This window comes from Labrenzia sp. C1B70 (assembly GCF_000475395.1).
GTDB lineage: Bacteria > Pseudomonadota > Alphaproteobacteria > Rhizobiales > Stappiaceae > Roseibium > Roseibium algicola.
The window spans coordinates 362,620-375,385 of sequence record NZ_AXCE01000062.1 but is presented as its reverse complement, the minus strand read 5'-3'; the positions used below and the strand labels follow the sequence as shown (position 1 = coordinate 375,385).

Here is a 12,766-nt window from a genome sequence, read left to right as displayed (position 1 = left end):
AATGCCCCACCGGCAAGCCAATATTGAAATCGGATTGAATGCCGTCATCGTATCGGTTGCCGGAGGCCTGCCCCAGATCGTTCACGTGAACGATGCGAAGGAGGCCAGTACACAGACAGGCCAGAAAACCGGAGCAGAGAGCGGCACGAATGCGCCGGGTGAGGCAACACTCGACAGCCTTCCGTTTGGTCCATTCGACCCGATCCGTCACCGCACCTTCGAAATCGGCCTGCGTTCCTGGGTGGAAAACCAGACCGCGCTGAGATTGGGATATGTCGAACAGCTTTACACTTTCGGCGACCGTGGCCGGCACCGGGTTTTCGGTGATGAAGGACCGCATGTGGTTTCGGTCGGGTATCTGGCTTTGACACGTCAGACCCCGGATTCGGAAAGCATGCTTCTGCGGCACGATTCGGCATGGCGTTCCTGGTACGACTATTTCCCCTGGGAAGACTGGCGCACCGGGCGTCCCGATGTCCTGGATCGGGACATTCTGCCGGCTCTCGACGCCTGGTCCAGCGAACCGCCGCCTTCGGGTGAGCCGCCCAAACCACTTGGGCGTCAGGAACGGGTGCGGCTTGCCTTTGGCACCGGCGGGACTTCCTGGGATGAAGAAAGGGCGCTGGAGCGGTTCGAACTTCTTTATGAGGCTGGCCTCGTCGAAGAAGCCCGGACCGATGGACGGCCCGCGGCCCTGCGGCGGTCAAACCTGCCTTTTCTCGGCGCGTCGATGCGCTTCGACCATCGCCGGGTGCTGGCGACAGCCATTTCCCGGTTGCGCGGCAAGTTGAAATACCGACCGGTGATCTTCGAACTGATGCCGGAGACCTTCACGCTCACCGAGCTTCAAACCTCTGTCGAGGCCATTTCGGGACGTCATCTGCACAAGCAGAATTTCCGCCGCCTGGTAGAAAACGCCGACCTTGTCGAACCGACCGGTGCAACGTCGACCGCGACCGGGGGCCGCCCGGCCGCCCTGTTCCGGTTCCGCCATCAATTGTTGAGCGAACGGCCTGCCCCCGGGCTTCGTGTAGGCGGGCGCTGACGGCTTTCTGCGATTTTTTTCGACACGATCAATAAAGTTAAGTCCTTAGTAATATTAACCATAACTCCTCCTATCGGCGCGAAAACTTCCACGATTTTCCACGAATTCCAGTCTTATTAACGCTCTTTCAAGGTTAAGCAGACATCTTCAATTTCAGCGTCGTTGTTTACACAGCGTTCACGCTGTTCGTCCGGCGTTTTCGGGACGATGTGTAACGAGTTGGAGTTGGCTGCGTATGTCTGGCCTTAAGTCCCGCAACGGAAAGCGGTTTTCTTCTAAAGTGACACAAGATTTCGGCCCGGTCCGTGCGCGTATGCGACGGCTCAAATATGTTCTTGTTGCCTGCCCACTGGTCTGGCTCGGTATCGGCGGATCGGTTGGAAACCAGGACATCTTTTCGCTCGTCAACTCGCGCAAGGCGGAATCGCCGCGCTGGATGATGTATCTTGAGCCAGCGAATTTCACGACCAAGGTTGCACCGAAACTGGCGCTCGGCACGACGCCGGTACCCGACCATATCTCTGCACCGATCCTGACACTGACGTCGGCAGATGAGGATTTCGAAGCCAGGCCACTCGTCGGTTTTGAAGAGGTCGCCATGAACGCCAGGCCGACCGAAGTGCCCGACACGATCCTCACCAACAGCACCGCCAAAAGCGACCGCTTGATCACGATGGCGCCGGACCGCCAGATGGTAGACAGGGCAGCCGGCAATCTCTACGCCATGTCGAGCCTGATCTCGACGGAGAAGAAACACGAGGATCTGCCGCGCGTCGCCTTCGTCAAGGCGCAGCCGCTCAACTCCCAGGAAACCAGCATGCTCGCCAGCAACGGCAAGGATGGTTTCCCGGAAGGTGGGCCGCTGGACCTGCAAAAGGTCATGATGGCGCGCAATGCCGCTGCCGCCAGCTTCTCCCTCGTTTCCGCCTACGCTCCTGAAAGCGTGAAGGAAACCAAGGAACCCTTCGACGCGCTGTTCGGCGCTGCCATGTACGAGCAGGAGCTGCCGCCGCCGGAAGATCCCGACAACCCGCATTGGTGGGCGCAAAAGCCGCTGCCGCTGTCCGTTGGAGACAAGAAAGAGCAGCGCTGCCTTGCCGAGGCCATCTACTTCGAAGCTCGCGGTGAAAGCGAAGATGGCCAGGTGGCCGTCGCGCAGGTCGTGTTGAACCGGGTCAAGAACCCGGCCTACCCGGACAGCATCTGCGGCGTCGTTTACCAGAACCGCCACAAACGCAACCGCTGCCAGTTCTCCTTTGCCTGCGATGGTATCAAGGATCGTATTTCCAGCCCGACCGCCTGGGCAACGGCCCAGAAGCTGGCAAGGGATGTCGCTGACGGCAAGCGTTATTCGAAGATGGTCGACGCTTCGACCCACTATCATGCAACCTACGTCAACCCGCGGTGGGCGAAGTCCATGGCAAAACGCGGCAAAGTCGGCCTGCACATCTTTTACAAGACCTACGCCGGCGGCTGGAACTGATCCTGCCGCCCGGGGCCTTCTCCACGTCCTTCTTCGGCCTGCTCGTGCCATAGGCATCCTCAGATGCCTGTGGCCCGTCCTTTCCCGTCAGTCGCTCGACTTGAAGACGTTGGTGACCACATAGGTTGCCAGAAGGACGAGATGAAACCCCAGAAGGGCGGCAACCTGAAGCGGTGTGGTCTGGGAAAATTCCAGAAGTTCACTCAATACGTGGATCGATGAGATGATGATGATCGTCGAGACGATCCGGTGCTTCATCCGCCTGTAGGCCTTCTCGCCCTGCTGGATGTAGTCATCGCCCTGCACAAGCGCCTTCAGCCGGAAGGTGTTGTAGGTGTTGGTCGCCACCATGATCACCAGATTGGCGATGAACACCATGTCGAGCAGATTGAGAATCAGCAGAATCGTCTTCTTTCGATCCAAAAACTCGAAGCTCTGGATCGCGTCGTAGATATCGACGAAGAAGGTGACGAGAAACAGCACCATGGCAACAGACAGACCGGCCAGGATCGGAACCTGCGCGTAGCGGGTCAGCCTGATTACCGGATCGCTTGCCGGGATCTTGCGGTCTTCTTTCTCACGTTCGCTCATGTGCCTGCCCCGACTGTCCTTCTTCAGAGCTAGCACGAGTAAGGATTGCAGACCAACCCGGAAGGTCGGCCTGCAGACCGCATTCACGGCCGGCATCTAACGCCGGCCGGATCAAACGGTTGAGATCAAGCGGTTGCGAAAGTGTCCTTGAACTGCTCGCGAAGAACGTTCTTCTGGACCTTGCCCATGGTGTTGCGCGGCAGGCTGTCGACCAGAACAAGCTTCCGCGGATGCTTGAAACGGGCGAGCGATGTTCCGGCAACAGCAAGGATCGCGTCCAGATCGGGCGTTTCCGGGCTATCCGGCACCACCAGTCCCAAGACTGTTTCACCGAAATCCGAATGCGGCACACCAATGACGGCGCTTTCCCGAACCCCGGGCTGGGCATCCAGGATCAACTCTATCTCCTTCGGGTAGATGTTGTAGCCGCCGGAAATGATCAGGTCCTTGTTGCGCCCGACGATATGGACATAGCCGTCTGCGTCGATCATCCCGAGATCACCGGTGATGAAGAAGCCGTCCTCCCGCAATTCCGCAGCGGTCTTCTCCGGCATCTGCCAATACCCCTTGAAGACGTTCGGGCCGCGCACCTCGATCTGGCCAACCGTTTCGGCCGGCAACGTGTCGCCCGTCGCGGGGTCCGTGATCTTCAGTTCCACGCCCGGGAGCGGGAAACCGACCGTCCCGGCGCGGCGCTCGCCTTCATACGGGTTGGAGGTATTCATGTTGGTTTCGGTCATGCCGTATCGCTCCAGGATCCGGTGACCGGTCCTTTCCTCGAACTGCCGGTGCGTTTCGGCAAGCAGCGGCGCGCTTCCGGAAATGAACAGCCGCATGCCCTTTGTGAGGTCCGCCGTAAAACGCTCGTCCTGAAGCAGTCGGGTGTAGAAGGTCGGCACGCCCATCATCGTCGTTGCCTTGGGCATCAGATCGATCATGGCGTCGAGATCGAATTTCGGCAGGAACAGGATGGCGCCACCAGCGGCCAGCGACACGTTGGTCGCAACGAAAAGCCCGTGAGTGTGGAAGATCGGCAAGGCATGCAGCAGCACATCCTTGTCGGTGAAGCGCCAGAGTTCCGCCAGGGTGGCGGCATTCGACAACAGGTTCGCCTGCGTCAGCATTGCCCCCTTCGACCGCCCTGTCGTGCCGGAGGTGTAAAGGAAAGCGGCCAGATCGTCCGGCGCCCGTTCCACTGTTGCAAATTCGGAGGGTTTGGCTTTGGCCTGATCCGTCAGCGACCCGCTTCCGTCAGCGTTGAGCGTCTCGAGGCGGGCGCCGAGTTTAGAGACGACAGGGTCCAGCAAGGTCTTGCTGCCACCGTCGCAGACCACGGTTCTGGCACCGCTGTTTTCGATAAAGTAGCTGAGCTCATCGACGGTGTAGGCCGTATTGAGCGGCAGGAACACGATCCCCGCCTGAGCACAGGCCGCGTAAAGAGCCAGAGACGTGGCTGACTTTTCGACCTGGGCGGCGAGACGGTCGCCAGCCACCATGCCGTTGTCGGTCAGAACATGGGCAATCTGCGCCGCGCTTTCCAGAAACGCAGCATGGGTCAGGATGGAGCCGTCCTGAAAGATCAGAAAGGGAGTGTTCTTGCCGGCATGCTTTCCGAACAGTTGGTCGTAGAGTGGGTTTGTCATCTATGGGGCTCCTGGATCAGCAGGCTTTCGATCTAACCATGCAAGGCCAAAAAGCTGATCGATTCTATATTGTTAGAGCTTATTAGCCGCATTCAGTTCAGTGCGGATAGCTCTAAAGTGAACGCATTTTCTCCAGCAGTGCTGAGTGATTTGATTTCAGAAGAAGCGGCAATTGTCCGGGTCGAAGCGAACCTCTCATGGTTCTGGGTTACCTTCTCCAGATCGTAGAGATAATTGACCATGACGCCGGCAGACTGCTTCATTCCCTTGTCGGAAAGATCCGCACCTGCGTGCACCTGGTGGACCAATGCACCGTTTCCAAGGTGGAAGCGGGCGACAGGGTCCAGCGGCAGACCGTCCTTGCGCTTTGCGGTCATCAGGTACCGGGCTGCAAGCTTGCGCAAGGTATCCTCGTCGGCAGAGCCGTGGTCGATCCCCTCGCCTTCCAGCCAGCGGACCAGCCCCGGGATCGGCGACAAGGTGACGAATGTCTTGAGCTTGGGCAGCTCAAGCGACAAATCCGCGGCCACCTGTTTGATAAGCGAGTTGCCGAAGGAAATGCCGGCTAGGCCGGCCTGGCAGTTGGAGATCGAATAAAACACCGCGGTATCCGCCGTATCTGCTTCGATCTGGGTTCTGTTTTCGGCAAGAAGACCCTGGATGGAGCCTGGAATTCCCTTTGTCAGGGCAACTTCAACGAAGATCAGCGGCTCGTCCGGCATCGCCGGATGCAGAAACGCGAAGCACCGCCTGTCGACAGGTTCCAGACGCCGGCGAAGATCGCTCCAGCTGTCGATCGCGTGAACGGCTTCATAGGCGATGATCTTTTCCAGAAGCTGGGCCGGGCTTTCCCAATTGATCGGCCTAAGCACCAGGAAGCCGCGATTGAACCAGCTGGCAAACAGATGCCGGAAGTCCAGATCAAGCGCCTGAAGGGCATCATCGCCCTTGCTGAGGCGCAACAGGTCCTCGCGCATGCCGACCAGAAGCCGGGTTGCATCCGGAACCTGGTTGAGCCGCCGGATCAGTTCCTGCCGCGGAGGTTCGACAGCCTCCATGAATTCGCGGTAACTGGCCTTCGACTGCCCCTTCTCATAATGCTCCAACGCCGATCTGACAGCCGGAGCCGATACGGCCAGACCGTCCGCGAGATGACGGAAGAAGGCACGTTTTTCCTCGTCATTGAGGGCGCCATACCGGCTGAGGATCTGCCGGGCAAGATTTTGCCCGGAGACCTCCCCGGTTGCACCGATCAGATCGGCGACGAGCGCCTCGAGCGGACGGTCATCCGCCTTGTCCGCCCCCTTCGACAGGTATCTTCGTTCGAAAACGGTCGTCAGCAGATCCGCCAGAAACATCACCGCGCTTCTCCCATCACCACGTCCGGCAGCCAGGTGGCCAGTTCCGGAAACAGACAGAGGATGACGATCGCCACGAACATGCACGCCACGAATGGCAGGGACCCGGTGAGGATCGTCTTCAAGGAAATGTCCGGAGCGATGCCGTTGATCACGTAGAGGTTCAACCCGACCGGAGGAGAGATCAGACCGATCTCCATGTTGATGGTCAGGACAACCGCGAACCAGATCGGATCGAAGCCGGCTGTGGTGATGATCGGCAGCAGGATCGGTGCGGCCATCAGGATCACCGCGACGGGCGGCAGGAAGAAACCGGCAATCAGCAGGAAGACGTTGATTGCCGCCATCAGGATCCAGCGGTTGACGGACAGCGTACCGATCCATTCTGCAATCGCCTGCGTGATGAAAAGCGACGACAGCATGTAGGAGAAGACACCGGCTGCCGCGATGATGAAGAGGATCATCACGCTTTCCCGCGTACTGTCGCGCAGCACCGTCCAGAGCAGTTTCGGGCTCCAGAGCCGGTAGATGATGACCGCGATCAGCAGACAGAGCAGAGCGCCGACGGCAGCGGTTTCAGACGGTGTCGCGATGCCGCCATACATGGCATAGAGCACACCCAGAATAATGAGCATGAACGGCAGGACGCGCGGCAGGATCTCGAACTTTTCCGCCCAGGAATAGTTGCCCGCGCTGAGCACACTGGCATTGCCGCTGCGCCAGGTCGAATAGAGCGACCAGGCCATGAAAAGGCCCATCAGCATCAGGCCGGGAATGACACCTGCCAGGAACAGACGACCGATCGAAGTTTCGGTTGAAATGCCGTAGACGATCATCGTGACGGACGGCGGGATCAGGATGCCGAGCGTACCCCCCGCGGCGATGGAACCGGCAGCGACACCATCCGGATAACCGCGCTTGCGCATTTCCGGAATACCCATCTTGCCGATGGCCGCACAGGTGGCGGGTGAAGACCCGGACATGGCAGCGAACAGGGCGCATGCACCGAGGTTCGAGACGACCAGTCCACCGGGTACCCGGGTGAGCCAGCGTTCCAAAGCTTCGTAGAGATCGGCCCCCGCCCGAGTGGAGGCGATGGAGGCGCCCATGATGATGAACATGGGGATCGACAGAAGGGCGAAGTTATCAAGTTTGCCGAACAGGATTTCGGGCATCAGTTCGAGCGACCGGAAGCCGTCGAATGCCAGCAGGAAGCCGGCGGAAACGATCAACAGACCGATCGCGACGGAAATGCCGGAGAAGAGGACCAGGATGGTGGCAACCGCCACCAGGGCGCCGAGCAGCAAGGGATCCATTATTTGTCCTCCAGACCGAAGGGTTTGTCGATACCGATGAGAACCGCGTAAAGATCTGCGGCGAGCTGCAGCAACAGCAGTCCGAACCCAACGGGGATCGACAGATACGGGATCCAGAGCCTGACGCCCCAGACTGTGTCTGAGGTCCAGCCCTTCGACCAGGCGAGGTACCAGAATTCAGTGCCGTAGAAGAGCATCATCGCCATCACCAGGATCGAGATTGACAGCGTGATGCAGGCCAGCACGAAGCGGGCACATGGTGCCAGCGACAGGGGAAACAGGTCGACATTGACGTGCCCCCGAAGCCGCTGAACGTAAGGCAGCCCCACAAGGGTTGCGGCGATGACCAGATAAATGACCGTTTCGGTCTGCCAGACGGTGGAAGCGTTGAGCACGAGGCGCACGAAGATCATCTGGCAAGTGACGACGACGGCGACAACGATCATCGCTGCCGCACACCAGCCGGCCACGGTCGAAATCGCTGCGACAACGCGCAAGAAGGGGTTGCTGCCGGCATGCGCTACCGCAGCCGTACTGTGGCCCGCCATGGGTCACTCCTTGAAATGAGGTCCTTTGGAACAGGTTTCGGGGCGGCTTTCAGGCCGCCCCGCAAGTTCAGTCGCTTATTCGACGGCGAATGCCAGATCGAGAAGCTGCTGACCGTTCGGGGTTTCTTCCACGAACGCCTTGTAGGAGGTTTCCTTGGCAAGAGCCCGCCAGGCATCGAAGTCCGCTGCGGTCATTTCGGCGATTTCGACACCGTTCTCACGGAAGACTTCTGCAGAGGCCGCATCTTCCTTCTTGGCTTCTTCGAGATAGAAAGCCTGCGCCTTTTCAGAAGCCGCCAGCAGCGCTTTTTGCTGGTCTTCGGTGAGGCTTTCGAACTTGGCCTTGTTCATCAGGAGTGGCTGGTACATGAACCAGAGCGCATATTCGCCAGCCGGGGTGTAGCAGGATACCTGCTCGTAAATGCGATAGCTGACGAAGGACGAGGACGAGGTGTTGACCGCGTCCAGAACACCGGACTGCATGGCATTGTAGACTTCCGAAGACGCCATCGAGGCAATCGAAGCGCCTGCGCCTGCAAGCATCTGCTCAAAGGCCTTGCCCGCAGCGCGGGTCTGAAGGCCCGGCATGTCTTCCGGCTTGGTAATACACTTGTCCTTGGCTGCAAAGCCGCCGGCCAGGTAACCGTGCACCAGCACGATCACATCGTCCTCGGCCATGATTCCCTCAATGGCCTCCATGAACGGGCTTTCGTTCATGCGGGCCGCATGGTCATGGTTTTTCACCAGACCCGGCATCAGGGTGAGGTTATAGGCAGGTTGCTGGCCACCGGCATAGCTGAGCGGCAGAACGGTCATATCCAGCAGGCCGCGAGACAGCGGCTTATACTGTTCGCGCGCCTTCAAAAGCGACTGGGACGGGAAAATCTTGATGTCGAGATCGACACCGGCCGCCGCCACGTCGTCGGCAACCATCTGGGCCACCTTGTGGCGAACGTCGCCGGTGGACCACTGGTGAGACAGGCGCAGCTCGGTCGCGTTGGCGGTGAGCGCGCTGGCGAAAAGCGTCACGGCAGCAACCGACGCTGAGAATTTGAAGTTCATTTTTTCCTCCCTGATAGTTCCGGACGGGAACCGGAATTTGATCTTACCCTCATGTGATGTTTTTCTGTCAAGTGATTTTGTATACAAGATCGACAATATTGCGCGCGAAAAACTCCTATGCTAAATGCGAAACATGGAAAGAAAACGATCCGACCGCATCGCGGATGCGCTTGAAGGGCTGATTTTCGACGGCACTTTCGCCGATGGCGACAGGCTGGACGAGGTTCAGCTTGCCGGCCGGTTTTCGGTTTCCAGAACACCGGTCCGAGAAGCCCTTCACAGGCTTTCCCAGTCCGGTCTGGTCGTGCAGATACCCCGCCGCGGTGTCTTCGTCCGGCAACCCGGCCCGGTGGAACTGATCGAAATGTTCGAAGTGATGGCAGAGCTGGAAGCCGTGAGTGCGCGCCTGGCTGCCGCGCGTATTTCCGAATCTGCCCTTGCCGATCTTCACGCTGCGAACGAGCGTTGCAAACACGCCGTCGAGGCGCAGGACACGGATGGCTACTATCTGGAAAACGAACAATTCCACGCCATCATCTACCGTCAGTCAGGCAACCGTTTTCTGGAGCAGGAATGCCTTCGCCTTCAACGGCGTCTGCAGCCCTTCCGAAGGGTGCAGCTGCGCGTGCGCGGGCGCATGAAACAATCCATGGCCGAACATGAAGACGTCGTTGCCGCCATCGAGGCTGCCGACGGTGAACGGGCGGCGGCTGCCATCCGTCGGCACGTTTCCGTACAGGGCGAGAAATTCCATCACCTGATGGCAAGCCTGAAGCCCGCAGCCGAGTAAGCCCTTCTAGAATTCGAAAACCCGGCCATGCTGCTGACGGTCCGCGGCAGGGCTTGTGCCGAGGGCTGACCGGTAGCGTTTCGAAAAATGGGATGCGCTGGCAAAGCCGCAGGCCATCGCGATGTCGATCATGCGCATTGAAGTGCGGCAGACGAGCTGGCGAGCAATGTCCAGACGAACCTTTGCGTAATATTCCTGCGGGCTGCACTTCAGATATTTCTGGAACTCTCGCTGCAACTGGCGGGGACTGACGTCCAGTTTCTGCGCGATTTCCTGCAAGGAGAGCGGCTCAACGACGTTCTCCGTCATCAGCGCTATGCTGCTGCGCACCCGCTGCGAAACGGATTCCAGATCATCACGCATGTGCTTGTGCTGCCGCTCGTTGCCACTGCGCCAGTCGTGATGAAGGGCAATTTCGGCGACGTCCGCAGCAACCGCGCCGCCGTGGACCTGGGCCACGAAGCCGATCATCAGATCGAGCGCGGAGGTTCCCCCGGCGCAGGTCATGTACTTGCCGTCCGTCTGAATGAGGCTGTCCACCAGCCGCGCATCAGGAAACCGCTCCTTGAAGAAATCGGCATATTCCCAGTGGATCGTGCAGTTCCTGTTGTCCAGCAGGCCGAAGTCGGCCAACACATAGGCACCAGTGCAGATGCCTGCGATCCGGCTGGAGCGGTTGGCCAGTTTCCGGATCGCAACCTTCTGAGCCAGTGTCAGCCCAATGCGTTCCACATCATCACTGCTGCAGACCGCAAGAAGATCCGGCCGCTCGACATCGCCGATGGCGCAGTCGGCTCGTATGGTGCTGCCGTTGCTGGCAACGGCATCGCTGCCGTCCAGACTGCAGCAGCGATATGTGAAGGCCTTGCGTTTCAACACCTTGTTCGCGATCCGCAGAGGCTCGATTGCAGAGGCAAAGGAGAGCAGGGAAAAATTTCTCATGAGCAGAAAGCAGATCTCGACGGTTCGCGAGGCAAGCGCCTCTCCGCCGTCATCCCCTTCGCTTCGGCTGGGGGCCGGAGAGGATTTCCGCCCTGGGGAAACTTGTGCTTCGTCCAATCTAGCGCTCACAGGTATCCTGCCTTCACCATCTTCATCGGCTCGAACCGATCTTGAAGAACCTTCAGCCGGAAATTTAGCAGCCTGAAAAGCTGCTCCCTATCGGGAAACCGGACTACATTGTCGCAGTTCTTCCGTTGCGCTACCCGGCACACGCCTCACGAACGAGACCGTCATTGTGGTTTACAGGCTCCCAGAATCATCGATAGTACACGGGTCTTGAGCTCTTCATGAACGGTGCGACCCATCCCGGGGCACCGGAGTGACCAACCGAAGGAACATTTCATGCTCTACCGCCTCGGCCTTGCCACCGCATTCGGCCTGTTGACCGCCTCTCCCGCCCTTGCCCATCTGGATCCGTCCGAGCACGGCTCCTTTGCCGCCGGCTTCACGCATCCACTGTTCGGTACCGATCACGTGCTGGCGATGATTGCCGTTGGCCTTTGGGCCGCCCTTCTTGGCGGGCGCGCCGTCTGGGCTCTGCCGACCGCCTTCGTCGGTGCGATGATCGTCGGTTTCCTGCTCTCGCTTGCCGGCGTTCCGCTGCCCTACGTCGAACCGTTCATTCTGACATCGGTCGTGGTTCTGGGTGTCGTTGTCGCCCTTGCACTGCGCCTGCCACTTGGCGTGTGTGCGGCACTGGTGGGGGTGTTCGGCATTTGTCACGGCCATGCCCACGGCGGTGAAATCGGCTCGGCTGGCGAACTTTCCTATGCCGGTGGCTTTGTTTTGGCGACAGCGCTTCTGCATGCAGCCGGGCTCCTGATTGGCTACGGCGCCAATGTGGCCACCCGGAACGATCCCGCCTGGGCACCACGCATCATTCGCAGCCTGGGTGTGCTGACCGCACTCGGCGGGCTGTATCTTGCAGCTGCGTGAGTTCGGCGACTGACGAAAACAGCCGCGACTGTCGTCCCCTGCTCACCCACATCTGAGCATGCGCGCAGCGCTGTTTCGAAGGATGTCAGACAGGGCAGAACACCGAACGGGTAGCCGGTAAAGGGATCTCAGCCGATCTCGATATCCAGACCCAGATCCAGAACCGGAGCCGAATGGGTGATCCAGCCTGAGGAGATCAGGTCAACCCCGGCTTCGGCGACGGCCTTGACCGTATCGAGCTCTATTCCACCGGATGCTTCCAGCAGAACCTTGCCTCCGGCCTTTGCAACGGCCTGCTTCAGGACTTCAGGTGGCATGTTGTCGAGCATGACCACGTCAGGACCGGCAGCAAGTGCCTCGTCCAGCTGTTCCAGCGTGTCGACTTCCACCTCGATCTTCACCAGATGACCGGCGAAAGCCTTGGCGGCTTCGATGGCTTGCGTCACACCGCCGGCGACCGCGATGTGGTTGTCCTTGATCAGGATCGCATCGTCGAGACCGAAGCGATGGTTGGAACCGCCGCCACATTTAACCGCATATTTCTCGAACGCACGCAGACCCGGTGTCGTCTTGCGGGTGCAGACGATGTCCGCCTTGGTGTGTGCGATCAGATCGGCGAATTTCGACGTAGCCGTCGCAATGCCTGACAAGTGACCCAGGAAGTTCAGCGCCACCCGTTCAGCGGCCAGAAGCGCGCGGGCTGGCCCCTCGATCCGGGCGACGACTGCCTTGGGCGACAACCGGTCACCATCTGCCAGAACGGCCTCGAAATGCAAACCGGCATCCGTCTGACGAAAGGCGCTTTCGGCGAAGGCTAATCCGGCGAGAACCCCCGGTTTGCGCGCAGCAATCACGGCGGAGGCTTTTGCGTCGGGTGGCAGCGTTGCCTGGCTGGTGACGTCACCCGCCCGGCCCCAGTCTTCCAGAAGAGCGGCCTTGACGGCTTCATCCACCATCAGGCGTGGCAGCTCGGGCAAAAATCTACGGGTCAT

12 protein-coding genes are annotated in these 12,766 nt (G+C 59.5%); 4 read left to right on the top strand and 8 right to left on the bottom strand.

The window, feature by feature from the left end:
- Nucleotide 1: 1 nt before the first annotated feature.
- Together Q666_RS62605 and Q666_RS62600 are read left to right on the top strand one after the other, a co-directional pair.
- Complete coding sequence (locus Q666_RS62605; RefSeq protein WP_023001926.1) at nt 2-1,045, top strand: NAD regulator; 1,044 nt, start codon at nt 2-4, stop codon at nt 1,043-1,045.
- A 313-nt stretch (nt 1,046-1,358) separates the two neighbouring features.
- Nucleotides 1,359-2,528: a cell wall hydrolase gene (locus Q666_RS62600; protein ID WP_023001927.1), complete on the top strand. Its 1,170-nt coding sequence runs from the start codon at nt 1,359-1,361 to the stop codon at nt 2,526-2,528.
- 87 nt (nt 2,529-2,615) lie between these two features.
- Here the strand turns inward: Q666_RS62600 and Q666_RS62595 are convergent, their stop codons facing one another.
- From Q666_RS62595 to dctP, 6 genes are all read right to left on the bottom strand, one after another.
- On the bottom strand, nt 2,616-3,119 hold the full coding sequence (locus Q666_RS62595; RefSeq protein WP_031269702.1) for a YqhA family protein: 504 nt from the start codon (nt 3,117-3,119) through the stop codon (nt 2,616-2,618).
- Between the two features lie 125 nt (nt 3,120-3,244).
- The gene (locus Q666_RS62590; protein WP_023001929.1) at nt 3,245-4,762 is read right to left on the bottom strand and encodes a malonyl-CoA synthase; all 1,518 of its coding nucleotides are present in this window, start codon (nt 4,760-4,762) and stop codon (nt 3,245-3,247) included.
- 92 nt (nt 4,763-4,854) lie between these two features.
- Entirely contained in the window at nt 4,855-6,120 is a 1,266-nt protein-coding gene (locus Q666_RS62585) for a malonyl-CoA decarboxylase (RefSeq protein ID WP_023001930.1), read from the bottom strand.
- A complete protein-coding gene (locus Q666_RS62580) occupies nt 6,120-7,436 on the bottom strand; it encodes a TRAP transporter large permease (RefSeq protein WP_023001931.1) in 1,317 nt (438 codons plus the stop codon). Before Q666_RS62580 ends, Q666_RS62585 begins: the two co-directional genes overlap by 1 nt.
- Nucleotides 7,436-7,984 (bottom strand): TRAP transporter small permease, encoded by a 549-nt coding sequence (locus tag Q666_RS62575; protein ID WP_023001932.1) that lies wholly within the window; start codon nt 7,982-7,984, stop codon nt 7,436-7,438. The genes Q666_RS62580 and Q666_RS62575 overlap by 1 nt, the downstream gene beginning before the upstream one ends.
- 75 nt (nt 7,985-8,059) lie before the next feature.
- Complete coding sequence (gene dctP / locus Q666_RS62570; protein ID WP_023001933.1) at nt 8,060-9,046, bottom strand: TRAP transporter substrate-binding protein DctP; 987 nt, start codon at nt 9,044-9,046, stop codon at nt 8,060-8,062.
- Nucleotides 9,047-9,179: 133 nt separating this feature from the next.
- Here dctP and Q666_RS62565 point away from each other — a divergent pair, with 133 nt between their 5' ends.
- The gene (locus Q666_RS62565; protein WP_023001934.1) at nt 9,180-9,836 is read left to right on the top strand and encodes a GntR family transcriptional regulator; all 657 of its coding nucleotides are present in this window, start codon (nt 9,180-9,182) and stop codon (nt 9,834-9,836) included.
- A 6-nt stretch (nt 9,837-9,842) separates the two neighbouring features.
- Here Q666_RS62565 and Q666_RS62560 read toward each other — a convergent pair whose 3' ends face one another.
- On the bottom strand, nt 9,843-10,778 hold the full coding sequence (locus Q666_RS62560) for a GlxA family transcriptional regulator (protein WP_023001935.1): 936 nt from the start codon (nt 10,776-10,778) through the stop codon (nt 9,843-9,845).
- 402 nt (nt 10,779-11,180) lie between these two features.
- On the opposite strand from Q666_RS62560, the gene Q666_RS62555 reads away from it, so the two are divergent.
- Nucleotides 11,181-11,774 carry a HupE/UreJ family protein gene (locus tag Q666_RS62555; RefSeq protein ID WP_023001936.1) on the top strand — a complete coding sequence of 198 codons (594 nt, stop codon included), beginning with the start codon at nt 11,181-11,183 and terminating at the stop codon, nt 11,772-11,774.
- 128 nt (nt 11,775-11,902) lie between these two features.
- Here the strand turns inward: Q666_RS62555 and nadC are convergent, their stop codons facing one another.
- Nucleotides 11,903-12,766, bottom strand: coding sequence for a carboxylating nicotinate-nucleotide diphosphorylase (gene nadC, locus Q666_RS62550; RefSeq protein WP_031269705.1), 864 nt, complete (start codon nt 12,764-12,766; stop codon nt 11,903-11,905).

Bases quoted from the DNA above. Each gene is read 5' to 3' on its own strand.
- Q666_RS62605 (WP_023001926.1), top strand. From the start codon at position 2: ATGCCCCACCGGCAAGCCAATATTGAAATCGGATTGAATGCCGTCATC.
- Q666_RS62600 (WP_023001927.1), top strand. From the start codon at position 1,359: ATGCGACGGCTCAAATATGTTCTTGTTGCCTGCCCACTGGTCTGGCTC.
- Q666_RS62595 (WP_031269702.1), bottom strand. From the start codon at position 3,119: ATGAGCGAACGTGAGAAAGAAGACCGCAAGATCCCGGCAAGCGATCCG.
- Q666_RS62590 (WP_023001929.1), bottom strand. From the start codon at position 4,762: ATGACAAACCCACTCTACGACCAACTGTTCGGAAAGCATGCCGGCAAG.
- Q666_RS62585 (WP_023001930.1), bottom strand. From the start codon at position 6,120: ATGTTTCTGGCGGATCTGCTGACGACCGTTTTCGAACGAAGATACCTG.
- Q666_RS62580 (WP_023001931.1), bottom strand. From the start codon at position 7,436: ATGGATCCCTTGCTGCTCGGCGCCCTGGTGGCGGTTGCCACCATCCTG.
- Q666_RS62575 (WP_023001932.1), bottom strand. From the start codon at position 7,984: ATGGCGGGCCACAGTACGGCTGCGGTAGCGCATGCCGGCAGCAACCCC.
- dctP (WP_023001933.1), bottom strand. From the start codon at position 9,046: ATGAACTTCAAATTCTCAGCGTCGGTTGCTGCCGTGACGCTTTTCGCC.
- Q666_RS62565 (WP_023001934.1), top strand. From the start codon at position 9,180: ATGGAAAGAAAACGATCCGACCGCATCGCGGATGCGCTTGAAGGGCTG.
- Q666_RS62560 (WP_023001935.1), bottom strand. From the start codon at position 10,778: ATGAGAAATTTTTCCCTGCTCTCCTTTGCCTCTGCAATCGAGCCTCTG.
- Q666_RS62555 (WP_023001936.1), top strand. From the start codon at position 11,181: ATGCTCTACCGCCTCGGCCTTGCCACCGCATTCGGCCTGTTGACCGCC.
- nadC (WP_031269705.1), bottom strand. From the start codon at position 12,766: ATGACCCGTAGATTTTTGCCCGAGCTGCCACGCCTGATGGTGGATGAA.